This window comes from Streptomyces sp. NPDC002911, assembly GCF_053591835.1.
Map to the genome: position 1 here is coordinate 134,070 of NZ_JBSFUO010000012.1, position 26,051 is coordinate 160,120.

General features: G+C 69.1%; 22 protein-coding genes and 1 pseudogene. 12 read left to right on the forward strand and 11 right to left on the reverse strand.

Annotated elements, in window-relative coordinates:
- Positions 1-5: 5 nt before the first annotated feature.
- The 5 genes and pseudogenes from ACWD04_RS20330 to ACWD04_RS20350 all read right to left on the reverse strand — a co-directional run.
- Positions 6-1,061 carry an iron-siderophore ABC transporter substrate-binding protein gene (locus ACWD04_RS20330; RefSeq protein ID WP_451133774.1) on the reverse strand — a complete coding sequence of 352 codons (1,056 nt, stop codon included), beginning with the start codon at positions 1,059-1,061 and terminating at the stop codon, positions 6-8.
- Positions 1,062-1,176: 115 nt separating this feature from the next.
- Positions 1,177-2,016, reverse strand: coding sequence for an ABC transporter ATP-binding protein (locus tag ACWD04_RS20335; protein WP_451133776.1), 840 nt, complete (start codon positions 2,014-2,016; stop codon positions 1,177-1,179).
- A gap of 42 nt (positions 2,017-2,058) precedes the next feature.
- Entirely contained in the window at positions 2,059-3,123 is a 1,065-nt protein-coding gene (locus tag ACWD04_RS20340) for a FecCD family ABC transporter permease (RefSeq protein WP_451133778.1), read from the reverse strand.
- The gene (locus ACWD04_RS20345; RefSeq protein WP_451133780.1) at positions 3,120-4,178 is read right to left on the reverse strand and encodes a FecCD family ABC transporter permease; all 1,059 of its coding nucleotides are present in this window, start codon (positions 4,176-4,178) and stop codon (positions 3,120-3,122) included. Before ACWD04_RS20345 ends, ACWD04_RS20340 begins: the two co-directional genes overlap by 4 nt.
- A 300-nt stretch (positions 4,179-4,478) precedes the next feature.
- Positions 4,479-4,703: pseudogene (locus ACWD04_RS20350) on the reverse strand (SidA/IucD/PvdA family monooxygenase); the annotation flags it as partial.
- Between the two features lie 244 nt (positions 4,704-4,947).
- On the opposite strand from ACWD04_RS20350, the gene ACWD04_RS20355 reads away from it, so the two are divergent.
- The 6 genes from ACWD04_RS20355 to ACWD04_RS20380 all read left to right on the forward strand — a co-directional run bounded on the left by ACWD04_RS20355 (position 4,948) and on the right by ACWD04_RS20380 (position 12,529).
- Positions 4,948-5,895 (forward strand): methionyl-tRNA formyltransferase, encoded by a 948-nt coding sequence (locus ACWD04_RS20355; protein WP_451133782.1) that lies wholly within the window; start codon positions 4,948-4,950, stop codon positions 5,893-5,895.
- A 312-nt stretch (positions 5,896-6,207) separates the two neighbouring features.
- Entirely contained in the window at positions 6,208-6,336 is a 129-nt protein-coding gene (locus ACWD04_RS20360) for a hypothetical protein (RefSeq protein ID WP_451133784.1), read from the forward strand.
- Between the two features lie 59 nt (positions 6,337-6,395).
- The gene (locus ACWD04_RS20365; RefSeq protein WP_451133786.1) at positions 6,396-7,295 is read left to right on the forward strand and encodes an ABC transporter ATP-binding protein; all 900 of its coding nucleotides are present in this window, start codon (positions 6,396-6,398) and stop codon (positions 7,293-7,295) included.
- On the forward strand, positions 7,292-8,272 hold the full coding sequence (locus tag ACWD04_RS20370) for an ABC transporter substrate-binding protein (protein ID WP_451133787.1): 981 nt from the start codon (positions 7,292-7,294) through the stop codon (positions 8,270-8,272). The genes ACWD04_RS20365 and ACWD04_RS20370 overlap by 4 nt, the downstream gene beginning before the upstream one ends.
- Positions 8,273-8,278: 6 nt before the next feature.
- Complete coding sequence (locus ACWD04_RS20375; RefSeq protein WP_451133789.1) at positions 8,279-10,345, forward strand: iron ABC transporter permease; 2,067 nt, start codon at positions 8,279-8,281, stop codon at positions 10,343-10,345.
- 306 nt (positions 10,346-10,651) lie between these two features.
- Positions 10,652-12,529: a CocE/NonD family hydrolase gene (locus tag ACWD04_RS20380; RefSeq protein ID WP_451133791.1), complete on the forward strand. Its 1,878-nt coding sequence runs from the start codon at positions 10,652-10,654 to the stop codon at positions 12,527-12,529.
- A 57-nt stretch (positions 12,530-12,586) separates the two neighbouring features.
- On the opposite strand, the gene ACWD04_RS20385 is transcribed toward ACWD04_RS20380, so the two are convergent.
- Positions 12,587-13,702 (reverse strand): AI-2E family transporter, encoded by a 1,116-nt coding sequence (locus ACWD04_RS20385; protein ID WP_451133793.1) that lies wholly within the window; start codon positions 13,700-13,702, stop codon positions 12,587-12,589.
- Between the two features lie 239 nt (positions 13,703-13,941).
- Complete coding sequence (locus ACWD04_RS20390; RefSeq protein ID WP_451133795.1) at positions 13,942-15,432, reverse strand: SulP family inorganic anion transporter; 1,491 nt, start codon at positions 15,430-15,432, stop codon at positions 13,942-13,944.
- A 416-nt stretch (positions 15,433-15,848) separates the two neighbouring features.
- Between ACWD04_RS20390 and ACWD04_RS20395 the strand changes: the two genes are divergently transcribed.
- Entirely contained in the window at positions 15,849-16,262 is a 414-nt protein-coding gene (locus tag ACWD04_RS20395; protein WP_451133797.1) for a MerR family transcriptional regulator, read from the forward strand.
- Between the two features lie 366 nt (positions 16,263-16,628).
- Here the strand turns inward: ACWD04_RS20395 and ACWD04_RS20400 are convergent, their stop codons facing one another.
- The 3 genes from ACWD04_RS20400 to ACWD04_RS20410 all read right to left on the reverse strand — a co-directional run bounded on the left by ACWD04_RS20400 (position 16,629) and on the right by ACWD04_RS20410 (position 20,933).
- Positions 16,629-17,903, reverse strand: a complete 1,275-nt coding sequence (locus ACWD04_RS20400) for an APC family permease (protein WP_451133799.1) — start codon at positions 17,901-17,903, stop codon at positions 16,629-16,631.
- Positions 17,904-18,227: 324 nt separating this feature from the next.
- On the reverse strand, positions 18,228-19,886 hold the full coding sequence (locus ACWD04_RS20405) for a CTP synthase (RefSeq protein WP_451133801.1): 1,659 nt from the start codon (positions 19,884-19,886) through the stop codon (positions 18,228-18,230).
- A 54-nt stretch (positions 19,887-19,940) separates the two neighbouring features.
- A complete protein-coding gene (locus ACWD04_RS20410; RefSeq protein WP_451133803.1) occupies positions 19,941-20,933 on the reverse strand; it encodes an Lrp/AsnC family transcriptional regulator in 993 nt (330 codons plus the stop codon).
- Between the two features lie 145 nt (positions 20,934-21,078).
- On the opposite strand from ACWD04_RS20410, the gene ACWD04_RS20415 reads away from it, so the two are divergent.
- The 5 genes from ACWD04_RS20415 (at position 21,079) to ACWD04_RS20435 (ending at position 25,456) form a co-directional block, all read left to right on the forward strand.
- Positions 21,079-21,594: a flavin reductase family protein gene (locus ACWD04_RS20415; protein WP_451133805.1), complete on the forward strand. Its 516-nt coding sequence runs from the start codon at positions 21,079-21,081 to the stop codon at positions 21,592-21,594.
- Positions 21,595-21,788: 194 nt separating this feature from the next.
- A complete protein-coding gene (locus ACWD04_RS20420; RefSeq protein WP_451133807.1) occupies positions 21,789-22,355 on the forward strand; it encodes a nucleoside 2-deoxyribosyltransferase in 567 nt (188 codons plus the stop codon).
- A 46-nt stretch (positions 22,356-22,401) separates the two neighbouring features.
- Positions 22,402-23,298 carry a dihydroorotate dehydrogenase gene (locus ACWD04_RS20425; RefSeq protein WP_451133809.1) on the forward strand — a complete coding sequence of 299 codons (897 nt, stop codon included), beginning with the start codon at positions 22,402-22,404 and terminating at the stop codon, positions 23,296-23,298.
- Complete coding sequence (locus ACWD04_RS20430) at positions 23,295-24,146, forward strand: creatininase family protein (protein WP_451133810.1); 852 nt, start codon at positions 23,295-23,297, stop codon at positions 24,144-24,146. The genes ACWD04_RS20425 and ACWD04_RS20430 overlap by 4 nt, the downstream gene beginning before the upstream one ends.
- Entirely contained in the window at positions 24,143-25,456 is a 1,314-nt protein-coding gene (locus ACWD04_RS20435; RefSeq protein ID WP_451133811.1) for an NtaA/DmoA family FMN-dependent monooxygenase, read from the forward strand. The genes ACWD04_RS20430 and ACWD04_RS20435 overlap by 4 nt, the downstream gene beginning before the upstream one ends.
- A 215-nt stretch (positions 25,457-25,671) precedes the next feature.
- Here ACWD04_RS20435 and ACWD04_RS20440 read toward each other — a convergent pair whose 3' ends face one another.
- Positions 25,672-26,037, reverse strand: coding sequence for a winged helix-turn-helix transcriptional regulator (locus tag ACWD04_RS20440; RefSeq protein WP_451133813.1), 366 nt, complete (start codon positions 26,035-26,037; stop codon positions 25,672-25,674).
- Positions 26,038-26,051: the final 14 nt, after the last annotated feature.

A 26,051-nucleotide genomic window follows, 5' to 3' on the forward strand; every position in this document is an offset into this window, starting at 1 on the left:
AGGCCTCACTGGTCGACCGACTTGACGAGCTCGTCGATCGCGTACGGCAGGGAGAGCAGGGTGCCCTGGGACATGGCCGCCCCGACCGCCGGGCCCTCGCTGTCCAGCAGGTAGGAGACCTTCCCCTCCTTGGCCGCGGACAGGTTGGCGAAGAGCTCGAATTTCTTCAGCGCTTCCTGATCCGCCTTGTCGTTGATCACGAAGATGCGGTCGACGTCGACCAGGTCGATGCGCTCGGGGGACAGCTTGGTGTAGAACTTGCCGTCCGCGATCTCGTCGATCTTCGTCGCGCCCTTGAAGCCGATGCCCGTGATCAGCCGTCCGCGTACGTCGGTGGTGGTGAACGGTGCGACCGAGTTCTCGTACCAGGAGAGCGCGACGGCCGTCCGGTCCGCGAACTCCGGGTGCGCCTCAGCGGCCGCGTCGAGCTTGTCCTGTACGCCCTTCACCAGCGCGGCGCCCTCGTCCTCCTTGCCGAGCGCCTTGGCGATGTGGGCCGCGTTGTCCTGCCACGGCGCGCTGAACGGCTCCTTCTCGCCCTTGGTGCGGCCCACCGTGGGGGCGATCTTCGAGAGCTTGTCGTAGGCGGCCTGGTCGATCTCGGAGTAGACCGCGATGATCAGGTCCGGCCGCAGGGAGGCGATCTTCTCGTAGTTGGGGCCCGAGTCGCCGTTGCTCATCACGACCTCGGGGCGGGTGCCGCCCCACTTGTCCTTCACCCAGGGCCACTGGGTGTTGATGTCGGGCGACGTTCCGGCCGGGTTCGGGTACTGGTCGACCATGCCGACCGGCTTGATGCCCAGCGCGAGGATGGCCTGGTCGTCGGTGTAGCCGACGGAGACGACCCGTTCGGGATCCTTGGAGACCTCCGTGGAACCGAACGCGTGCTCCACCGTCACCGGGAACGCGCCGCCGCCGGCGGCGGCCGGGGCCTTGTCGCCCGTGTCGTCCGCCGAGTCGGACCCGCAACCCGCGAGGAGGCCGGCGCCGAGGGCGACGGCGGAGAGAGTCGCCGCCAACCGCCGCCGTGGCTTCAGATACGTCGATCTGTGGAAAAGCATCCGGAATCCCCTGCTTTCGCGCTGTCCGTTGAACCCCGTCGGAGGGCAGCCAGACCCCGTCCGTACGCAGTGAGGTTAGCCTAGCCTAATGTTAGCTATTGCCTTTATCGGCAAATCAGTTACGCCGCACATGAGTACGCCCGACAGGCACGATGAGCGGACGGTCACCCACCGGGTCGTCGATCACCTCGGCCCGCAGCCCGAACGCCTCGTGCAGCAGTTCGGCCGTGATCACGTCGCGTGGATGCCCCTGCGCCAGGATCGACCCCGCGCGCATGACGACGAGGTGGTCGCTGTATCGGGTGGCCAGATTGAGGTCGTGCAGCACCATGACCACGGTGCGGCCCGACTCGTGCAGGTCGTCCACCAGATCGAGCACATCGATCGCGTGGGCGAGGTCCAGATACGTGGTGGGCTCGTCCAGCAGCAGCAGGTCGGTCCCCTGAGCCAGCGTCATCGATATCCAGACACGCTGGCGCTGCCCGCCCGACAGCGAGTCGACCGGACGGCCGGCCAGCTCGGACACCCCGGTCATGGCCAGCGCGCGCTCCACGACGGAGGCGTCGTCCGAGGACCACTGCCGAAGCCAGCTCTGGTGCGGATGGCGCCCTCTGGCCACCAGGTCGGCCACCGTCAGCCCTTCCGGTGCGACCGGGGCCTGCGGCAGAAGACCGAGCTTCTTCGCCACGTCCCTGGTCCTGAGCCCGGCGATGTCCTCACCGTCCAGCACGACCGCCCCCGCGGCCGGCTTCAGTAGCCGCGACAACGTGCGCAACAGGGTCGACTTCCCGCAGCCGTTGGGCCCGATGATCGTGGTGATCAGTCCTGGCGGGACCGCCACGTCGAGATCGTCGATGACGGTCCGGCTGCCGTAACCGACCGTGATACCCCTGGCTGCCAGCCGCGCGACATCCTCGGCCGCTGCATCGGTCCGCCTGATGTGTTGAGCGCCCACAGGTTCCCCCGTTGTCCCGTTCCGTACGGTCTTGTTCGTCATCTATCTGCGGTTCGCCCGCACCAGCAGGTACACGAGGAAGGGGCCGCCGATCGCGGCGGTGACCACGCCTACCGGAAGAGTGATCGGCAGCGCGGAGCGAGCGGTCAGATCCGCGCCGATCAGCAGCAACGCGCCCACGAGGCCGGAGGCCACCAGGGGCGGCGTCGGGCACCTGGCCAAGCGCATCGCGACCTGCGGCGCCACCAGCGCCACGAACGGAACCGGGCCCGCCGCGCTCACCGCCGCGGCAGCCAGGAGTACCGCACACAACAACAGGACAGCACGCACCCTGGAGAAGCGGACGCCGAGCCCCGCGGCGACCTCGTCGCCGAGATGCATGGGCTTGAACTGGAACGCGACACCGGCCACGACCGCCATGAGGACGAGCGTGCACCAGAACACCACGCGTACCTCGTCCCACGACCTGTTGTCCAGGGAGCCGACCAGCCACGCCTGCGACTTGGCCACGTCCCTGATGTCGGCCGTGGTCAGGAGCCAAGTGGTGACGGCCTCCATCACGGCGGTCACCGAGATGCCGATCAAAATGAGCCGGAAGCCGTCGATCCCGCGCCGCCACGCGAGGAAGTACACCAGCAGACCCGTGCCGAGGCCGCCCGCAAGCGCCGCCGCGGAAAGCCCCACGGTGCTGACGACCGCAGCGGCGGTCCCGCCCGACGCCGTCACCAGGAAGACCGCGACGGCACTTGCGCCTCCGGTGATCCCCAGAATGTCCGGGCTGGCCAGCGGATTGCGGGCGATGGACTGCGTGATCGCCCCGGACACCCCCAGAGCGATTCCCACGAGAAGCCCGGCCAGAGCACGCGGCATCCGCAGATCCATGATCACGAACTCGTCGACCTGCTCGCCCCTGCCCACAATCGTGGCGATCACACGGGACAGGCCGATGGGGAAGTCCCCGACCCCGATGGACAGACAGAACACCAGGAAGGTGGCTGCCGCCAGCAGCAGCGTCACGCATATGATCCAGGGCCGCCAGACGAACGACACCTGGCCGAAGCGCACGCCGGGCGCCACCGGCCTCTTCACCCCTGTCGTCCCGTTCATGCGCTCCTGAACTTTCCTCGCCATACAAGAGCCGCGAAGAACGGGGCACCGAGCAGGGCGACGACGACACCCGCGTCCAGCTCGCCCGGCCGCACCACCACACGCCCCACGATGTCGCAGACCAGAAGGACGGCGGCACCGAGGAGACCCGCGTACGGCACGAGCCAGCGGTAATCCGGCCCGGTCAGGTACCGGGCCACGTGGGCCACCATCAGCCCGAGGAACGCGATGGGGCCGCATGCCGCCGTCGCCGCCCCCGCGAGCAGGGTGATGGCGACGATGCCGACGGTCCGGCTCAGCGCGATGTTCACGCCCAGTCCCCGCGCCACGTCGTCCCCCAGATTGAGCAGGTTGAGGGAGGGCAGCGTAGTCAGCGCCAGCACCACCCCGGCCGCGACGAACGCGGTCACCGGCCCGATGACGTCGAAACCGACACCGGCGACCGACCCCGCGTTCCAGAACCGCAGCGCGTTCAGCGACTTCAGGTCCGACAGTGCGACCGCCGTGGTCATCGCCGCGAGGAACACCGTGACTCCCTGGCCGGCCAGTGCGAGGGTCAGCGGGTTACCGGCCCCCCGGCCGATACTCGACAGCCCGAACACGACGACACCCGCGACCGCCGCACCCAGGAAGGCGAACCAGACGTACTGGACCGGGTCGGCGAAGCCGAACAGAGCGATCACGGTCACCACGGCGAACGAGGCGCCGGAGTTCACGCCCAGCAGCCCCGTGTCCGCGATCGGGTTGCGTGTGTACCCCTGGATCAGGGCCCCGCCGATCCCCAGGGCGACGCCCGCGACGATCGCGAGCACCGTCCGGGGCACTCGCACCGTCCGCACGATGAGCCTGATCTCGGTGAGACGCTGATCGCTGTCCGGCGCGGCGAACAGCCCGTGCCACACCTCCGCCGGGCTCAACGCGCGCGCACCGACCGCCAGCGACACGACTGACCCGATCACGAGAACCGCCACCAGCACGCCCAGGCCCAGACCCCGTCTCCGCCGTGCTTCCGTCGTGCCCCTGGGCGCGGGACGCTCCACTGCAGTCGTGCTCATGTCGACGTACGATATCCCCTTGATCTACGGCTGACGCGTGGGTGGTTGGGCTCCTGCGCCTCGGGGGTGGCGTGCCTGCGGTATCACGGGCCGACCGCACCGCCTGTCCTCTCCGGAACCGGCCCGGCCTCGTCCGAGGCGGACTTGACGCCCTGGTCGAGCAGCGAGTCCAGGATCGGCGGGGCTGTACCCCGTCGCGAACACCACGACGTCGGCGTCCAGGACGGTCTCCTCACCGGCGGCGAGCCGGGACACGTCGAGGAAGCGCAGCCGCTCGGTGCCGAGGACCTTCTTCTGGCACATCTGCCGGTACAAGGACACCGGCATGGGCTCGTCGATCAGCATCCCGCGGTGCCAGCCGAAGCACGGCTGTCGTTCGAAGAAGTGAGCCGTGACCGGCTTCTGCGCGCCGGGGCCTTCGGCGTACTCACTGAGCGCTGTCGCCATGGCCACGTTGGACGGTCCGAAGCCGATGCCGATGAGGTCGTGGACCGGTGGCGCGTCGCCAGGCGGAACCTGTGACATGTCACTCCCAATCATGCGGGGATGCCGCCTGAAGGCGCGGGGAGCCAGAACTCGGGCGCGCCGACGGAGTCATTCGTTATGGCTTAGGTGAGCCTAAGCTCATACCCTGCAGCTGTCGATAGGGAACAGCAAGGACGACCGGACATCCAGATGCGGCAACAAGGCCGCCGCTAGGCCCTGTTGCGCAGTAAGGTAAGCCTCGCTTCACTGAGAACAGGTCAGTCCATGCGTCAAGGGGGAACCCATGCGGGTCGTCATGTTCGGGTACCAGACCTGGGGGCACCGCACCCTGCAAGCCCTCCTGGACTCCGAGCACGACGTGGTACTGGTCGTGACGCACCCCAAGAGCGAGCACGCGTACGAGAAGGTCTGGAGCGACTCCGTCGCCGACCTCGCGGAAGCCCGGGGCGTTCCCGTACTGATCCGCAACCGGCCCGACGACGACGAGCTGCTCACCCGCCTCAAGGAGGCGGATCCGGACATCATCGTGGCCAACAACTGGCGCACGTGGATCCCCCCGCACGTCTTCAGCCTCCCCCGCCACGGCACGCTGAACATCCACGACTCACTGCTGCCGAAGTACGCCGGTTTCTCCCCGCTGATCTGGGCCTTGATCAACGGGGAGTCCGAAGTAAGCGTCACCGCGCACATGATGGACGATGAACTCGACGCCGGCGACATCGTCCGGCAGGAGGCCGTCCCGGTCGGCCCTACCGACACCGCCACCGACCTCTTCCACAGGACCGTCGAGCTCATCGGCCCGGTCACCATCGGCGCACTCGGTCTCATCGCGGCGGGGCAGACGGAGTTCACCCGGCAGGACCGCTCCCGGGCGACCTTCTTCCACAAACGGTCCGTCGAGGACATTCGCATGGACTGGACCTGGCCCGCGGAGGACCTCGAACGCCTGGTCCGCGCACAGTCCGAGCCATACCCCAGCGCCTTCACCTACCACCGGGGCAAACGCGTCGAGGTCCTCGCCGCCGTGGTGTCCGAGGGCCGCTACGGCGGAACACCCGGGCGCGTCTTCTACCGTGAGGGCGACGGCGTGGTGATCGTCGCCGGAGCCGATGCCCGCACCGGTCGCAACCCTGGCCTGGCCATCACCCGGGTGCGCACCGAAGACGGCCGGGAATTGCCCGCGACGGAGTACTTCACCGCCATGGGCGGCTATCTGACCAGCCGTCCCTGAGACACCGTCCGCACTCCTCAGGAGGGCTTGAATTCGGCTGCCCGAGGGGGCCACGCTCTCCGCCGGAGCCTTCTGCACCGCCGCCCGGCTCGCGTGCTCGATGTCGAGCGCGCGGCGGAGGTGGGCGGATCATATCGGTCACACCCGGCGAGCGTCCTTGATCCGGGTGTTCCTTCCGCGAGTGCCACAGCTGCCCGCTCCTCCTCGGTGGAGAGAGGGCCTCCCGCCACATGACCACGGCGTGCACGGCCGTCCGCAAGCGCAGCCGCTCGGTGCGGGCGGTGCTCGTCAACGGCCCCCGGGAATCGCGTCGTGGCGCACGGGCGGCCTCCCGCTGTCCCTCATCGCCCGTCCAACCTCGTCGACGGCCGGATCGCCGGCGTCCTGGCCGTGACCGACCCGGCCAGGCTCGCGGGGGCGGCTCTGCCGGATCCGGGGTGAGTCCTCATAGCGGAGGACCCCCGTCCATGCATCCATAAGGGCAGGCTAACCTAATATCCATGAGAGCTGGTGAAAGCACTTCCCCTGCTGTGGATACCCCCGTGGCCACCGCTGTGCCGCGCTCGCGTGGCCACGGGCTGTCCGCCACGGGGGTGACCGTGGCGTACGGCCAGGTCGACGTCGTGCACGACGCGGCCATCAGCCTTCGGCCCGCCGAAGTGACCGCCCTCGTGGGCCCCAACGGCAGCGGCAAGTCGACGCTGTTGCGCACGCTCGCCCGGCTTCAGACCGCGCGCACCGGCTCGCTGACGGTCGACATGGGAACGGACGACGCCACGGACGGCTTCGCGCTCAACGCCCGCGACTTCGCGCGTCGCGTCGCGCTCCTGACACAGTCCCGGTCGACGCCGGGCGGACTCACCGTCCGGGACGTGGTCGACTTCGGCCGCTACCCCTACCGGGGCCGCTGGGGCCGTCCCGACCCTCGCGGTACCGCCGCGGTGGACCGGGCGCTCGGACTCACCGGTGTGGCGGAACTGGCCGGGCGGGGCGTCGAACAACTCTCCGGCGGGCAGCTCCAGCGCGTGTGGCTCGCGAGCTGTCTCGCGCAGGAGACAGGCGTCCTGCTCCTGGACGAGCCCACCACCTATCTCGACCTCCGCTATCAGGTCGAGCTCCTCGACCTGATACGCGACCTCGCCGACGACCACGGCATCGCCGTGGGTGTCGTCCTCCACGATCTCGACCAGGCCGCGGCCGTCGCCGACCGCGTCGCCCTGCTGCACGCGGGGCGCATCGTCGCCGACGGTGCGCCCGAGGCCGTGTTCGCTTCGGAACTTCTGTCGGACGTCTACGGCATTCGTATCGACGTGGACGCCGATCCTTCGACCGGCCGGCTGCGCACCCGCGCGATGGGCCGCCACCACTCCAGATCCGAAAGGATCAGCACCTCCCCATGAGACGCCACTTCCTCGCCTCGGCCACCGTCGCCGTCGCCGCTCTCTCCCTGGCCGCCTGCGGAACCACGGAGCCCTCCTCCGACGATGCCGCGGCCTCGGGCAAGCCCGCCGGAAAGATCACCCTCACCGACGCCAAGGGCACGAAGGTGACCCTCGACGGCCCCGCCACGAAGGTCGTCGCCACCGAGTGGAACGTGGTCGAGGACCTGGTCGCCCTCGGAGTCGCCCCCGTGGGCGTCGCGGACGTGAAGGGTTACGCCGCGTGGAACACCGCGGCTCCGCTCACCGGCGCCCCCAAGGACATCGGCACCCGCGGCGAGCCGAGCATCGACACCGTGGCGGCGCTCGCGCCCGATCTCGTGGTCGCCACCAGCGACCTCTCGCCGGCGGTGGTGAAGCAGCTCCGCAAGGTGGCACCCGTTCTGGAGATCAGTTCCGCCGACGCCGCCGACCAGATCGGCACGATGACGGGAGGCCTCGACCTCATCGCGAAGGCCACCGGCAAGGAGGCCCAGGCGGACACCGTCAAGAAGGAGTTCGAAGCAAGCCTCGCCGAAGGCAAGAAGGCTCTCGCGGACGCCGGTCTCGGCGGCGCCGAGATCGCCTCCGCCGACGGCTACGTCGCATCGAACCAGGTCTCCATCCGCGCCTTCACCGGCGGATCCCTCCTCGGCGCCGTCAACGAGCGGCTGGGTCTGAAGAACGCCTGGACCGTGCAAGGTGACAAGAGCTACGGCCTCGCCACCACCGACGTCGAAGGGCTCACCGGCCTCGGCGACGTCCAGTTCTCGTACGTCGCGAACGACGTCGACGGCGACGCGTTCACCGGCCCCCTCGCGAAGAACGCCGTGTGGAAGTCGTTGCCCTTCGTGAAGGACGGCAACGTGCACCGGCTGCCCGACGGCGTCTGGATGTTCGGCGGCCCCCGCTCGATGGAGGCGTACGCCGACTCCCTCGTCGACGCGCTGACGAAGTAGCACACCGTGGCCGTCATCGAGAAGACCGCGGTCGGCCGTGACCGCACCGCCGCGGCCACGACGGGCGCGGTCGCCGTGCCGGCCGCGCTCGTGCTGCTGGTCACGGCCCTCGCCGCCGTCGACATCACTCAGGGCACCGCCGACGTCGGAGCGTCGGAAGTCTGGAACGCGCTCACCGGGAACGCCGGGGCGGGGGACTCCTCCGTCGTCATCGCGTCCCGGCTGCCGAGAATGGTCGCCGCCGTTCTCGTCGGGCTGGCCCTCGGCATGGCCGGCGCCGCGCTCCAGGCGGTCAGCCGGAACGTGCTCGCCTCACCGGACACCCTCGCCGTCAACGCCGGCTCCTACCTGGCGCTCGGCGTACTCGCCGTCACCGGCACCACCCTCCCGCTCCTCGCCTCGTCCGGCGCGGCCTTCGTCGGCGGCCTCGCCGCCGCGGCGCTCGTGCTCGGGGTGTCCGGGCTCGGCAAGGGCAGTGTCCGACTGGTCCTCGCCGGCAGCGCCCTCATGCTCGGACTCAACGCGGTGACCGGGGCACTGCTTCTGCTGTTCCCCCAACAGACCGAGGGCCTCTACCAGTGGAACCAGGGAAGCGTAGGACAGAACGGATTCGACGGCGTCCGCCAGATGGCCCCGGTCATCGCCGTCGGCCTCGCCGGGCTGCTGCTCGTCGCCCGGCGGGTCGATGCCCTGGCCCTGGGTGACGACGCCGCCCGGGGGCTGGGCGTACCCGTCCGTGGGACCCGTATCACCGCCGTCGTGCTCGCCACCCTGCTCTCAGCGGCGGCCGTCACGGTCGCCGGACCGATCGGTTTCGTCGGCCTCTGTGCGCCCGCGCTCGTCCGGCCTCTGGCCCGTCGGTTCCGGGGGCTCGTCCGCTCGCGGGTGAGCCTGCCCGTGTCAGGACTCGTGGGAGCCGCGCTCGTTCTCGGCTCGGATGTGCTGCTGCGTGCGGTAGTGCCCGCCGACACCGCCGTGGAGGTGCCGACCGGTGTCGTCACGACCGTCGTCGGTGGGGTGTTCCTCGTCGTGATGGCGCTCCGCACCCGTGACACGGCCTCAGCGGACGCGCCGGACCGACTGAGGATTCCTGGACGGACGGCATTCCTCGTCACCGTGGTCACGCTGGCCCTCGTCCTCCTGGGCCTGCTGTGCGCGGCGGTACTCCTCGGCGACGCGAAGCTCCTGCTCGGTGACGTCGTGAACTGGGCGCACGGCAGGGCCGGCCGGGTCGTCACGTTCGTCCTCGACACCCGGGTGCCCCGGGTGTCCGCGGCGCTCCTCGCGGGTGCCGCGCTCGCCCTGTCCGGCACCCTGGTGCAGGCCGTGACCCGCAACCCGCTCGCGGAACCGGGTGTCCTGGGAGTCTCCGGGGGCGCCGGTCTCGGCGCCGTCCTGCTGGTCACCACCGCGCAGTCCGCCGGGTCGTGGGAGGTCGCGGCAGCGGCGTTCGGCGGGGCGGCCGTCACGGCGGCGATCGTCTTCGGGCTGGCCGCCCGGGGCGGTTTCCGGCAGAACCGGCTGGTCCTTCTCGGGATGGGGGTGTCCTCCGCCGCGGCGGCGCTGATCAGCCTGGTCATCGTGCTCAGCGACCCCTTCGACACGACGAAGGCCCTCACCTGGCTGTCCGGGTCGACGTACGGGCGCACCATGCCCGATTCGCTGCCCGTGGCCCTCGCGCTCGCCGTCGGCACCGTGGTGGCGGTGGTCTGCCGACGGGAACTGGACCTCGTCGCACTCGACGAGGACACCCCGAGGCTCCTCGGCCTCGGTCTCCCCCGGGCACGTCTCGGCTTCCTCGTGGTGGCCGTCCTGCTCAGCGCCACCGCCGTGGCTGCCGCGGGCACGATCGGCTTCGTCGGACTGGTCGCCCCTCACGCGGCACGCGCCCTGGTCGGCCGGCGTCATGTGCGGGTGGTCCCGGTCGCCCTCCTGCTCGGGGCCGTCCTGGTCTGCCTCGCGGATCTGGCGGGGCGCACGGTGATCGCCCCGGCCCAGCTCGGCGCCGGTCTGACGACGGCCGTCATCGGTGCGCCGTACTTCGTGTACCTGCTGGTCCGCACGCGGCGCTGACGCACCGGCGGGGCGGGCTCCGGTCGACAGGCCGGGGCCGCCCCGCTCGCCGCCGTCGCAGTAGCACGTGCGGAAGGCCCGGTTCGCCGCGCACATCAGTAACACGTGTGACACACCTGCCTGTTGAAGCCTGCGCGGAGTGATCATAGACTCCTTCGCCGTCGGCTCCAGTTCGCGTCCGCGTCCGCGACTGTGATCCAGCTCCGCGGATGCGCGCGACCACCGTCGCGCCCCTCACGGCGGGCGGGGGCCGCTGCTCGGCCTGCACACTGCGAAACCCCGTATCGACCCAGCCGGGAGAAGCATGTGAGAGCACGTCGCACGGCCAGATGGGCCGTCTCAGCACTCGTCACCACCCTCGCGGCGACCGGTGTCCTGGCCGGCCCCGCTGCCGCCTCCGGGCCCGCTGCGGCGCAGGACCGCCCCGGATCGGTCGCCACCGCGACCACCCCTGTCGCCCACGAGGAGAACGACCGCGTCCCGGAGGGCTCCCTCTGGACGCAGCACTACTTCCCGTCATCGGACCGCTCCGGCACCGAACTGCACGCCGACGTGCTGTTGCCCGAGGGGCTGCCGAAGAAGGCGAAGGTGCCCGTCATCCTGTCGGTCGGCCCGTACTTCGGGCACTCCGGACAGTCGGGCGCAGAGGGCTGGACGCACACCGGCCCCTCCGCCCGCTTTCAGGACTTCATCGAGGGCACCGACCTGTTCGAGCAAGGCTACGCCTTCGTCATGGTGGATCTGCGTGGCTTCGGCGGCTCGACCGGCTGCCTCGACTGGGGCGGCCCCGGCGAGCAGGCGGACGTGAAGGCGGCCATCGACTGGGCCTCGAAACAGCCCTGGTCCACTGGCTCGGTGGGCCTGTACGGCAAGTCCTACGACGCCCTGACGGGCCTCATCGGCAACAACCTCGGCGGGCGCGCGCTCAAGGCCGTCGTCGCCCAGGAGCCCGTCTGGGACATGTACCAGTACATCTACTCGAACGGCGTGCCCCGTCCGAACGTCACCGGCACCGCCAATGCCTACAACTCCATCGCCACGCTGGACCAACTGCCGGACGACGACCCGCGCTACCTGGCCAACTCCCGTTACGAGGAGAGCCACCCGGAGTGCCTGACGCAGAACGCGGCAGGGTACCGGATCACCGACCAGGACGACGGGTTCTGGACCTCCCGCGACCTCGCGAAGGCGGCCAAGGGCACCGACACCCCGCTCTTCGTGACCCAGGGCTTCATCGAGAACAACACCAAGCCCGAGGAGATGCAGGAGTACCTGGACAACCACAGGGGCCCGGAGCGCGGCTGGGTCGGCCAGTGGGAACACGTACGCGGCGGGGACCGCACCAGCGACGGACGCCTGTCGATGGGGCGTGAAGGCTGGTACGACGAAACCCTCTCCTTCTACGACCAGTACCTCAAGGGCGTCAGGCCGGCGGCCCGCTACCCGGCCTACTCCGTCGAGGACTCCACCGGCAAGTGGCGGGCCCAGAAGGCGTGGCCGGTCGTGGACCGTCCCGTCGTTCTCCCTCTCGGCGGCGGGGCATACGTGGACGACGGCGGCCTGTCCACACTCGCCGCCCTGACCACGTCGGGTCTGCCGGTGCTTCGAGAACCCGTGAGGCCCTCCGGTGAATGGGACTTGGAGAACGCCCCCGCGACCGACCTGGCAGCGCCGAAGGGCCTGGCCGAGGGACAAGCCCTCCTCCAGAAGACCGGGGCGGTCACATCGAGCTTCTTCGTGTGGTCCAGAGCGCTCAAGGAGTCCGTGCGGGTAACCGGGACACCGCAGATCTCCCTGACCGCCGAGGGAGAGGGGAACGTCATGCTCAAGCTGTACGACATCGCCCCGGACGGTACCGCCGTCATGTTCGACGAGCAGGTCTCGCTGCTGACCACGGGCAGACTGACCGTCGATCTCAAGGCGACCGACTGGACCCTGGCGGCCGGGCACGTCCTGGCCGTGGAGATCGGGTCCATCCAGACGGGCTCGTGGCGCGACACGCCTTCCGGCGAAACGATCGAGGTCAAAAAGGCTCGGCTCTCACTGGCCCTGGACGACCCGTCCGACGACATCGCCACCGGAGGCGCCCGCTCGCCGTATCTGGACACCTACCTGCGTCAGTACACGGTGGACCTGCCGGCCGGCCCCGCCACGTTCACGGTGCCACCTGGCGGCCGCCTCTGACTCCTGGGCCGGCGGCCGACGCCGGCCCCTTCCACCACCGGAACGAGCAAGGAGGCGTTACGACGCGGGGCCGGCGCCACTCGGCGCGGGGAGGGTTTCCGGCTCCTGCTGCGACTCGCTGAGTTGCTCCCGCAGATAGTTCCAGACCACCGCGATCAGAGCGGCGGCAGGCACGGCGAGGAGGCTGCCCACGATGCCCGCCAGGCTGCCGCCCAACGTCACCGCCAGCAGGATCACCGCGGCATGCAGTCCGAGCCCGCGGCTCTGGATCATGGGCTGGAACACGTTGCCCTCGAGCTGCTGCACCGCGACGATGATCGCCAGGACGATCAGCGCGTCGGTCGGTCCGTTCGACACGAGGGCGATGAGCACCGCCACGAAGCCGGCGAACAGGGCGCCCACGATCGGTACGAACGCGGACACGAAGGTCAGCACCGCCAGAGGGAGCACCAGCGGCACGCCCACGATCCACAGGCCGAGGCCGATGAGGACGGCATCGAGGAAGCCGACATAAGCCTGGGAACGCACGAACCCGCCCAGGGTCTCCCAACCGCGCGAAGCCACAGCCGGAACATCGGTGGCGAACCGTCCGGGCAGCTGACGTGCGAGCCACGGCAGGAACTTGGGGCCGTCCTTGAGCATGAAGAACATCAGGAAGACCGCCAGGACGGCGGTGACCACACCGTTGACCACCGTGCTCACACCGGTGACAACCGTCGTCACCATGCTGCCGATACTGTCCTGGATGCGGGCGGTCGCCGAGTCGAACGCGCTGGTGATCTGGTCGTCACCGATGTTGAGCGGCGGCCCGGAGGCCCACTCACGCACTTGTTGGATGCCTTCGACCACACCGTCGGTCAGCTCTCCGGACTGGGAGGCGACCGGCACCGCGATCAGCGCCACGACTCCTCCTGCGACCAGGAGGAAGAGCACCGTCACCACCGAGGCCGCGAGCGCCGGCGGCAACCCGCGTCGGCGCAGGAAGCGCGTCACCGGCCAGGTCAGAGTGGTGAGCAACAAGCCGACTATGAGCGGCCAGACCACCGGCCACATGCGCCCCAGCACCCACACCGCCACTGCGGTCATGACAAGGACCAGGAGCAATTCGCCCGATACCCGCGCCGAAACGCGAAGGGCGGCGCGGGTTTTGGTGGAACTCAGCGTGACAGACATGGAGTCACCCTATGGGGCACCGGTGCCGGACTCTGCAAGCGGCAGTCATCGGCTGCCGGCCCGAGCAGCGCTGCCGCAGGCCGCCGTGATCGATCGGACGACGCTCAGTTCCTGCGAGGACGCGGACTCCGGTCTGCCGCCGATACCGCGAGGAGGAGGCCTCCCCGATGGCGGACACCCGGCCTGAACGACCAAGGCGCGGCCGCCGTAAGGGGTTTCCAGGGTTTCGCGGATTCGGTTCAGTGGCTGCCTGTGAGTTCGCCGCTGAGCCTCTCGTGGATCTGGGCGCTCCGCTGGTTCAGCCCGATGATCTCCAAGGTCTTGCCGCGCTGGGCGTACTTGGTCTCGATGGCGTCGAGGGCGGCCACGGAGGAAGCGTCCCAGATGTGGGCGCCAGACAGGTCGATGACGACCTTGTCCGGGTCGTCGGCGTAGTTGAACCGGCCGACGAGATCGTTGGAGGAGGCGAAGAACAGTTCGCCGGTCACGGAGTACACGACGCTGGTGCCGTCGGGGTCGACGACGACGGTGACGCGAGCGAGGTGGGCGACACGCTTGGCGAAGATCACCATCGCGGTGACCGAGCCGACGACGACGCCGATGGCGAGGTTGTCGGTGGCGACCACCACGACCACGGTGATGACCATGACTGCGATCTCACCGGCGGGCATCCGCTTGAGGGTCTTCGGCGCGATGGAGTGCCAGTCGAACGTCGCGAACGACACCATCACCATCACGGCCACCAGGGCTGCCATCGGGATGTCGGAGACGACCGGGCCGAAGACGATGCACAGCACCATCAGGAAGACTCCGGCGAGGAAGGTGGACAGCCGGGTACGGGCACCGGAGACCTTCACGTTGATCATCGTCTGGCCGATCATTGCGCAGCCGCCCATCCCGCCGAAGAAGCCGGTGACGATGTTGGCGATGCCCTGGCCGATCGACTCGCGGGTCTTGGAGGAGTGGGTGTCGGTGATGTCGTCGACCAGCTTCGCGGTCATGAGTGACTCCATCAGACCGACCAGCGCCATCGCGAGCGCGTACGGGGCGACGGTGGTCAGCGTGTCCATCGTGAACGGCACATCCGGCAGGCCGGGCCCCGGGAGGGAGGAGGGCAGTTCACCCTTGTCGCCCACGGTCGGCACGGCGATGCCGGCCGCGACCGTGATCACGGTGAGGATGACGATGGAGACCAGCGGGGCCGGGATCACCTTGGTGACCTTCGGGAAGAACACCATCAACGCGAGCCCGCCGATGATGAGCGGGTACACGGCCCAGGGCACGTCGTACATCTCGGGCACCTGGGCCATGAAGACCAGGATCGCCAGCGCGTTGACGAAGCCGACCATCACCGAGCGCGGGACGAACCGCATCAGTTTCGCCACCCCGAGCGCGCCGAGGGCGATCTGCATGATCCCGGCCAGAATGACGGCGGCGATCAGGTACCCCAGGCCGTACTCACGGTTCAGCGGGGCGATGACGAGGGCGACGGCGCCGGTGGCGGCGGAGATCATCGCCCGCCGTCCGCCGACGACCGAGATGACCACGGCCATGGTGAACGAGGCGAACAGACCGACCGCCGGGTCGACCCCGGCGATGATCGAGAACGAGATGGCCTCGGGGATCAGGGCCAGGCCGACGACCAGGCCGGCCAAAATCTCGGTGCGCCAGACCTTCGGGTTGCTCAGCCAGTCCGGGCGCAGTCCGCGCAGCCGCGCAGCGGGAGTCACTACGGAAGAAGACAAGGAAGCTGAAACCTGTCGTACTCGGGCACAGCCCGCCGGCAGACCAGGGCGTGCGGAAGAGCGCACAGGGACCGGGCCGGCACCTGGCGGACGACCCGCGTGGCGGGCCTGAAGTCGAGAGAGAGGACACAAGGGCCTGGCGCGGGCACACCGCCGGGCGGCTCAGGTCCGGGGACGAAGGTTCACGGCGGGCTGGCGGCGGCGATCGGCGTCATGGGCTCGCGCACGCTCGTTCTCCTGCAAGGATCGGATCTTCGCCGGGGGCGCCATCGGCCCCGGAACGGCACCGGCGGGGCAGTCGGGCCGCCCTCACCATCCACATACTCTACCCTAACGTTAGGGTGGAGTTCGGTGGGTCCGGAACGCGGCCCACCGCGACGAGAAGGGCCAGGACCACGGGCGTGGACGACAAGCACATGCAGATCGGCGAAGTCGCCGCGCGGACCGGAGTGTCCCTGCGCACCATCCGCCACTACGAGGAGACAGGCCTGGTCATCCCCTCGGCACGCTCCCAAGGTGGGTTCCGCCTCTACACTGAGACCGACGTCGCCCGGCTCATGGTCATCCGCCGCATGAAGCCTCTCGGCTTCACCCTGGAACAGATGCGCGACCTGTTGGACGCCACCGATCGTCTCGACGCCGGAGACACGGTCGACGCCGGCGAGCGAGAGGCCCTGGTGGCACGCGTACGCGTCTACGAGCAGGCCGCTGCCGAGCAGGTGGAAAAGCTGCGTGTGCAGCTGGCCCGAGCCGAGGAGTTCGCCGCGGCCTTGGGTGCCCGCCTGGAATCGAACGGGACCACGATTCAGTCCTGACGGCGGTCTACGACGGGTTCTGTGGACGGGGCAGGCGCTGCAGTCACAGCCGGGACGGTAGCCGCACGCGTCGCTCGCCGAGGTGCCGACCGAAGGCACCACCGCCGCTGGGGTCACGCGGCACCCTTGCCCCGCCAGGCTTCACGGCCTTCCTTGACGGCGACGATGACGAGACCGGTGACGGACCGTTCGGCCCTCCGGTGCCGGCCGCTGCACGGACGGCACCGATACCGGTATAGGCGGCGAAAGCGCGGTGGAGGGGGCGCTCACCGAGGACCGCAGAGCGCTCGGGGAATGGTGCGAAATCTTCGGCGCCGGCACCGCAGGCCGTCCGGCCGCGTCGTTCGGCGCCGCGCCCCCTGGCGGTCACGTCGCGCGGTCGGCGACGGCGCGACGGATGCCGTAGACGGCGGCGCCGACGGCCAGCACCGCGGCCCCGGAGGTGACCGCGGAGGACGGCAGGGCGAAGGCCAGGACCAGACAGCCGGTCAGCCCGATGGCGGGGACGAGGCGGTTGGGGCGCCCCTCGGCCGGGGTGAGCGTCCATGCGGAGGCATGGGCAATGGCGTAGTAGGCGAGTACGCCGAAGGAGGAGAAGCCGATCGCCCCGCGCACGTCAACCGTCGCGGCGAGGACCGCCACCACGACACCGACCACCAGCTCGGCCCGGTGCGGCACCTTGTAGCGGGGGTGAACGGCAGCCAGGACGTGCGGCAGGTGCCGGTCCCGGGCCATCGCCAGCGTCGTGCGGGAAACGCCGAGGATCAGCGCCAGCAGCGAGCCGAGCGCCGCGACGGCGGCCCCGACGCGCACGACCGGCGACAGCCAGCCGGAACCGGCTGCCCGCACGGCCTCCGCCAACGGTGCGGTGGCGTCCGCCAGCCGTTCGGGACCCAGCAGCAGGAGGACGGAAACGGCGACGAGGGCGTAGACGACCAGAGTGATGCCCAGCGCGATCGGGACGGCTCGGGGGATGGTGCGCGCGGGATCGCGGACCTCCTCGCCCAGAGTGGCGATGCGCGCATATCCGGCGAACGCGAAGAACAACAGGCCCGCCGCTTGCAGTACGCCGCCGAGAGTGGCGTCCGAACCGATGTCCAGCCGCGCGGGGTCCGCCCCCCCGGAGGTGAAGACGGCGACCACCACTGCGGTGAGAACGGCCAGGACCACGGCGACGGCGGCCCGGGTCAGCCGAGCCGACTTCTGCACCCCGGTGTAGTTGACCGCGGTCAACGCCACCACGGCGGCCACCGCCACCACGTGCGCCTGCCCGGGCCAGACGTACGAGCCGACCGTGAGCGCCATGGCCGCGCAGGATGCGGTCTTGCCGACCACGAACCCCCAGCCCGCCACATAGCCCCAGAAATCGCCGAGCCGCTCGCGCCCGTAGACGTATGTGCCGCCCGAGGCCGGGTAGCGGGCGGCCAGCCGGGCGGAGGAGGTCGCGTTGCAGTACGCCACCACCGCGGCGACCGCAAGGCCGAGCAGCAGCCCGGAGCCGGCGGCGTGCGCGGCCGGGGCCAGGGCCACGAAGATCCCCGCGCCGAGCATCGATCCCAGACCGATCACCACGGCGTCGGACACGCCGAGCCGCCGCTGCAACTCGTGTCGAGGCCCGGCGGGGGTCGATGGCCTGCTCATGGTTCTCTCCTCGGCGGCACGCCCAGCAGTGTCCGATAACGGCAGACGATATATGAGCCGTCCACTACGGGTTCCGCTGCTCGGACGCCGTCCGGCCAGGGCACGACGAGGGAGACGATCGTGTCCATCGGATCGGAGAGGACGGCGCACGTACGGCGAGGAGGCCGTCCTGGACGGACCGCGCGCGATGGCGGGTTTCCGTGATCACGCTCGAACGCACTGCCGGCCGCGCCAAGGGCAACAACCGAGGTCAGCGCGGCGCCGAGCTGAATGCCCGCACATCAGTAAGGTCACCCCGCCGTTCCCTGGTTTCGAGAACGGTTCCTATCGCCCGGATACGCTGTTGACGCGCTCGACGGCGGCCTTGACCAGCCCTACGAAGAGCGGATGCGGGCGGGTCGGCCGCGAGCGGAGCTCCGGGTGGGACTGGGTGGCGACCAGGTAAGGGTGGACGTCGCGCGGGTACTCGACGTACTCGACGAGCTTGTTGTCGGGCGAGGTGCCGGAGAAGACCAGGCCGGCGTTCTTCTCCAGCTCGGCGCGGTAGCCGTTGTTGACCTCGTAGCGGTGGCGGTGACGCTCCTCGACGTACGGCTGGTCGTCGTACGCCTCGCGGACGATGGAGCCCTCGGCGAGCTTGGCCGGATACAGGCCCAGCCGCATGGTGCCGCCCAGGTCGCCCGCGCCCTCGACGTACGCCAGCTGCTCCTCCATGGTCGAGATGACCGGGTGGACGGTGGCGGCGTCCAACTCGGTGGAGTTGGCGTCGGGGATACCGGCGAGGTTCCGCGCGGCCTCGATGACGATGCACTGGAGGCCGAGGCAGATACCGAGTAGCGGCACCTTGTTCTCGCGGGCGTACTGGATGGCGCCGATCTTGCCGTTCACGCCGCGGTCGCCGAAGCCGCCGGGGACCAGGACCGCGTCCACGTCGACGAGCTGTTCCTTGGCGCCGGCCGGCGTCCTGCAGTCGTCCGAGGTGACCCACTTGACCTTGACCCGCGCCTTGTTCGCGAAGCCGCCGGCCCGGATGGCCTCGGTGACCGAGAGATAGGCGTCGGGCAGGTCGGTGTACTTGCCGACCAGGGCGACCGTGACCTCGTGGGCCGGGTTGTGGACGCGGTCGAGCAGGTCGTCCCACTGCGTCCACTCCACGTCACGGAAGGGCAGGTCCAGCTTGCGTACGACGTACGCGTCCAGGCCCTCGGTGTGCAGGACCTTAGGGATGTCGTAGATCGACTTGGCGTCGATGGCGGCGACCACGGCGGCCTCGTCGACGTCGCACATCAGCGAGACCTTGCGCTTGATGGCCGCCGGGACCTCGCGGTCGGCGCGCAGCACGATGGCGTCGGGCTGGATACCGATGTTGCGGAGCGCCGCGACGGAGTGCTGGGTCGGCTTCGTCTTCAGTTCACCGGACGGGCCGATGTAGGGCAGCAGCGAGATGTGCACGACGAAGACGTTGTCCCTGCCGACTTCGTGGCGGACTTGGCGGACGGTCTCCAGGAAGGGCAGCGACTCGATGTCGCCGACCGTGCCACCGACCTCGGTGATGACGACGTCGATGTCGTCGGTCGCCATGCGGCGGATGCGGTGCTTGATCTCGTTGGTGATGTGCGGGATGACCTGGACGGTGTCACCGAGGTACTCACCGCGCCGCTCCTTGGCGATCACCGCGCTGTAGACCTGACCGGTGGTGACGTTCGCGGACCCGTCGAGGTCTACGTCGAGGAAGCGCTCGTAGTGGCCGATGTCCAGGTCGGTCTCGGCGCCGTCGTTGGTGACGAACACCTCACCGTGCTGGAAGGGATTCATCGTGCCCGGATCAACGTTCAGGTACGGGTCCAGCTTCTGCATCGTGACCCGCAGACCACGGGCCTTGAGCAGGGCACCCAGGCTGGAGGCGGTCAGGCCCTTACCGAGGGACGAGGCGACACCCCCGGTGACGAAGATGTGTTTGGTCGTCTCGGAATTCAGCTGCATGGCCAAGAGAAAGCTCCTGTGATCACGGCATGGGTGCGGGACGGTCCTGCGGTGTTATCGGGGTGCGTTGCTGAGAATTGGTCCGCGCTTGTAACTGTTGGTCACGATCTCTGTATCGACGTCGAGGATGCGGGGGAACGGTGCAAGCTCGCGAGTGAGGAAGTCGTACAGGCTGCCCTCGTTCTCGAGGCACACATCTGCCAGCAGGTTGTGCTGTCCGGTCACGGCGGCACAGCGGCGCACGCCGGGGCAGGATGCCAGGGCTTCGCCCACCGCGCCCGTCTCTCCGGGGTGGACTTTGAGCCAGATCCGGGCCTCGACGGGGTAGCCCACCAGGGCCGGTTCCACGATCGTGTGCAGGCGGAGTACTTGGCGTTCCAGCAGGGCGGATACGCGCCGTCCGGCCGTGGCGGTGGAGAAATCCAGCTGCCTGGCGAGGTCCGTCAGGCTGATGCGAGCGTCACTGATCAGGGATGCGGCCACGCGTTCATCGGTAGGCGTGAGTTCGTACCGGCCCGCGGCGGCCGGCAGGGGGTGGACCATGCTTGCCCGCAAGCGCGCTTGCTCTTCCTCGGTCAGGACGGGGGCGTACCACTGTGCTTCGGTTTTGAAGTGGCGCAGTGTGATGTGGGTGCTGAGCGTCTCGACTTCATAGAGGCCGGAAATCCCCTCCGCCGTCAGGGAGTGCAGGAGTGGCCGGGAGGGGACCAGCACCTCGCACCAGAGGTGGCCGCCTTTCCCGCTGACGGCGGCGAGGTTGAGCACGTCGCTGCGCTTCGCCAATCCGCCGGCGACGTCTTCCAGGCCGTCTCGGGGAGCTTTGAGGTGGACCTGCACCGTGCGGCCGAGCCCGCACAGTGACGGGTCGTACTCTGCCGTGGAGTGAACGACGCCCTCAGCGGTGAGCCGCTGTACCCGTCGTGCCACCGAGCGTTCATGTTCGCCCAGGATGCGTCCCATTTCCGCGACGCCTGCCCGTGGGCTGATCTGGAGGGCGGCCACGACGCGTTGATCGATCAGTTCAAGCCTGTCCGAATCTTTCTTCATGTGCGCATGATTGCAGGTTCTTCATCAAAAACAATATGGGTGTTGTCTCGATCGATCATCTGATGCACACTGTGATCCGTCACCGAAGTGACAGATGGTAAGCGCGTTGTAACCGAGCGGGCCGCCCAGGCCGAGAGGACCGAGCTTGTTAGGCGAGAGCACCTCCACAGCAGCCCAGATCCACGTCACCTCCGGCGCGTTCCGCTCGGTCATGGGGAACTTCTGTTCCGGCGTCACCGTGGTCACAGCGATGGGGCCACGGGGGCCCGTGGGGTTCACCTGCCAGGCGTTCTCATCGCTCTCCCTCGATCCGCCGCGCATCGTCCTGGGTGTCAGCCGCACTTCTGCGAGCTGGCCCGCCATCAGGGATCGCGCGCGGTTCTGCGTGAACGTGCTGGCGCAGAGTCAGCGTTCGCTCAGCGAGCGGTTCGCTCGTTCCGGCGGTGACAAGTTCAGCGACGTCGAATGGGCCGAGTCACCAGACGGATCTCCTCGTCTGGCCGGCGCTGCCGCGTGGATCGACTGCCGTCTGCACACCGAGTACGACGGCGGTGACCATCTCATGGTGGTCGGCGAAGTATGCCGGCTCGATGAGCCGGATGCCGCGGTGGAGCCCTTGTTGTTCCACCGCGGCCGCTACGCGCGGATTGCCGCCCGCTGACCCCTTACCCCGCTGCTGCTCTCGACACTGCCGTCGAGGGCCGGGGCGCACTGCCGCGCGCTTGAAGCCCGACGGCCTCAGTCCGCGCCCGTGTGAACGCCGACCCGGTAGCTGACACCGGGAATTTCGGCCACCTCTCCTCGATGACGCCCATTGCAGTGGGCGTCCGCCTTCATCGAAAGGACCAATACGCCATGACACAGACCACCACCAGGGAAACGGCACCTGCGCAGAGGGCCGGCCTGCTCACGGGACTTGATGTCTTCGTCGGCGGACCGATCCAGCACGCCATTCTGGCGAACGGCTTCGCCAACGACCTGGAGTCTGCCATCACCAAAGCGATCGGTACGGTCAAGGAACAGGGCGGCAACGTCTTCTCTGCGCACGTCGTCGAGAAGTTCGGCGCCGAGACCGCGGCCTTCACACCGGAGCAGGTTTCCGTACGCGACTTCCGCTGGATGAAGAAGTGCGACGTCTTCGTCCCCGTCCTGCCCGTGCTGGAGGACGGCATACTGCGGCGTACAGACGGCACCCACGTCGAACTCGGCTGGGCCACGGCCATGGGGCGCCCCATCGTCCTGATCACCAAGCAGCCGTTCGCCGAGTCCGCGAGCCACCTCCTCAAGGGCCTGCACCAGGTGGGCTTCGTCCAGGCCATCGACTTCGAGGAGTTCACCGAGAAGCCGGGCCTTCTCATCGACGCCGTGCTCGCCGCGACCGAACGGCAGCGCGAGGCGGTCGGCGCGAGCCACGTCGCCTAGAGAGCCCCTCTTCTCGCTGCCGCCCAACCCCGGACGGAGTCATTCAGTGCCCGACACGACCATTCTGGGCCTGCCGATCGCTACCCCTGTGATCGTCGGATCCGGACTGCTGACGGACCAGGAACGCAATATCCGCAGACTCATAGAAAGAGGAGCCGGTGCCGTAGTCACCAAGACCATCCACCCCAACCCTCCCCAGGGGCTGGACGAGCGGATACTACGGTTGCCCGTCGGCATGCTGAACAGCACCACCTACTCCAAGCGGTCGGTCAACCACTGGCTTCAGGTGCTGCGCTCGTTCGCCGATGACGGGCTTCCCGTCATCGCCTCCCTCCACGCCGACTCCCCGGCCGAGCTGGCCGCGCTGGCCAAGGACGTCGAGACGGTCGGCTGCCAGGCGCTGGAACTCGGCATCTCGTGCCTCAACGAGGAGGATGGCCTGGAGGACGACAACCCCGACCGGGTCTACGCCTACACCTCCGAAACCCGCAACAACACCAGCCTGCCGCTGTCGGTCAAGCTGGCCATCGGCGAGGGAATGCAGGACCGGGTCCGCGCCGCCATCGCCGGCGGAGCCGACGCCGTAACGGTCAGCGACACCATCTCGGGTGCCGCCGTATCCCCCACCACGGGCGAACTGGAACTGGACGGCGTCTTCGGCTACTCGGGGCCCGGCATCAAGCCTCTGGTCCTGGCCGCCATCTGGCAGCTGCGCCGGCGTGGGATCGACTTACCCGTCCTGGGGTGTGGCGGTGTCGCAAGCGGCCGCGACGTGGCCGACTACCTCAACGTCGGCGCGAACGCGGCACAGGTCTATACGGCCCTGCACACCGACATGTACCAGACGCTGGACCGCATCCTGGCAGAGACCCGGGAGCTGGCCGCCCCGCAGAGTGACCCACCGGTGCCGGCCGACCGTGAGCCCGAGGGGGCGGTCACATGACGAGCGGGCAGCCGGACGTTCTTCACCTCACCGACCTGACCAGCAGCCAGGTCACCGACGCCGTACGCGGACGTACCGTCATCTGGCCGATCGGAGCCATCGAGCAGCATGGCCCGCACCTGCCGCTCTCGGTCGACCTGCTTCTCGCGGAGGCATTCGCCGACGAGATCGCGCGGGATCTGGGTGCCTTCACCCTTCCCGCGCAGGCAATCGGCGCACGCTCGCTGCCGCAGAGCGGCGGCGGCCTGCACTTCCCCGGCACCGTGTACGTCGCCGGAGACACCCTGATCCGCTATCTGCGCGAGACCATCAGCTCCCTGGCCGCGCTCCCCCTGACCCGTCTCATCGTGGTCAACGGCCACTACGAGAACGAGCCGTTCCTCTTCGAGGCGCTGGACCAGGTACGCGAGCAGGGCCTGCTGGACAGCACGGAGGTCTTCGCGTTCAGCTGGTGGAGCCTGGTGCGTGACACCTTCACCGAAGCAGAGATCCCCCGCTTCCCCGGCTGGCATGCCGAGCACGCCGGAGTAACCGAGACCAGCCTGATGCTTCACCTGCGTCCGGACCTCGTCACCGACCAGCGGCCGGATCACGATCAGCCGCCCCGGGCAGGCGTCTATCTCCACCCCGTCGACGCGGAGAAGACCACCACCCACGGCATCCTGTCGACCACGTCGGGCTCCAGCGCCGCGCTCGGCGAGAAACTCCTGCGCCACGTCGTCGATGAGGCGACGGCCCTGGTGCGCGAGGGCAAGGGGCTGTCGTTGTTCGCATGGATGCAGCCCGACCGTCGGCGAACCACACCGGAGCGCCGGTCCACCGCACAGTCCGGAGGGGAACACCAGTGACGCAGAAATTCCATCTCTCCTTCATCTTCAACTTCGCCCCGGACGAATGGCAGGGCCCGTTCGGCACCGGCGGCTCCCCGTGGGACGGCAAGTTCCATACGGAGGTGGCCCAGGCCCTGGAGCGCGCCTGCTTCGACTACGTGATCATCGAGGACAAGCTCATGGTCCCCGAGAGCTACGGCGGCTCCTCCGAGCGGGCCCTGCGCCAGGGCATGGTCGCGCCCAAGCACGACCCGGTCCCGCTCGCCGCCGCGATGGGGCTGGCCACCTCTCATCTGGGCATCGTCGCCACCCTGTCGACCATGGCGTACCCGCCGTTCATCACAGCGCGGCTTTCCTCGACGATGGACAGCATGCTCGGCGGCCGGTTCGGCTGGAACATCGTCACCAGCGCCGAGAACCTGGCTGCCCAGAACTTCGGCCTGGAAAAGCTGCCGCCGAGGGACGTCCGTTACGCGGCGGCCGACGAGTACGTCGACGTGGTCCGGCAGCTGTTCGCCTCCTGGGACGCGGACGCCGTCGTACTCGACCGGGAGAACGGGATCTACGCCGACCACACCAAGGTCCGGCCGATCCACTTCAAGGGCGAGCACTTCAGCGTGCGCGGCCCGCTGAACACCGTGCCCTCCCCGCAGCACCGGCCCGCGTTCGTACAGGCCGGCGCATCTCCTCGGGGCAGAAGGTTCGCGGCCCGCAACGCGGACTCGGTCATCGCCATCGCCAACGGCGTGTCCGGTATGAAGCAGTTCCGCGACGACGTGCGCAAGCACGCCGAGGACGCCGGACGCGATCCCGACGAGGTGAAGGTGCTGTTCTGCGTGACGCCGACTGTCGGCGATACCGAACAGGACGCCCGGGACAAGTACGAGCGGATGGTCTCCTCCCCCCAGTTCATCCACGACATCCTCGCCGAGACATCCGCGCTCACAGAGATCGACTTCGCCCAGTTCGACCTCGACAAGCCGCTGCCGTACCGGCTGGAGACCAACGGCGAACAAGGCTCCCTGGACCAGCTGCAGCAATGGGGCAGCGGCAAGACCCTGCGAGAACTGGTCATCGACGGCGCCGGAGGACTCGTCTCCTCGCTGGAGCTGATCGGCACGCCGGACCAGGTAGCCGAGAAGATGGGCGAAGCGATGGAGGAAGTCGGCGGCGACGGCTTCATGCTGACGACCCCGGTGCTGCGGCTGAACCGCCGCTGGATCGCCGACATCACCGACGGCCTGGTACCCGCGCTGCAGCGCCGCGGCCTGACCCGGTCGGCCTACACGCCCGGCAACACGCTGCGGCAGAATCTCGCGGAATTCTGAGACCGACCGCAGCGATGACGCCGCCACGGCACCCCGGCTGGTCCTGGACGCACGCGCCCAGGACCAGCTGTTCCGGCACGGTGGCCTCTCGGCACTGCTGGTGGTGAACCTCGGACGGCCCGAGCCGGGGAGCGAGCGGCCACGGGCACCCCGCCTCGCCTACGACGAGGTGTGCAGGACGCTGCGATGCGGGCTTATCCGTCCTTCGCGCCCCATCACGCCGGGGGGCGAAGGCCGGAGGGCACCTCGCAGCGTACCGTCTCGCGGTACCAGCGGCCCCATTTGTCCAGCTCGTCAGTGATGGAGTCCAGACTGCGCCCGACCTCGGTGAGCGCGTACTCGACCCTCGGCGGCACTTCGGGATACACGGTTCGTGTCACCAGGCCGTCGGCTTCCAGTTCCCGCAGCTGGCGGGTCAGCATGCGCTGGGTGACACCCGGCAGCGCGCGCCTCAGTTCACCGAAGCGGTGGGTGCCCACGACCAGCTGCTTGAGAACGGCCAGCTTCCAGCGGCCCCCGAGCATTTCCATGGCGAACTCGACCGCGCACTCGTCCGGGACGTCCTCGACGCTGGAACGCACTGCTGACCTCCATC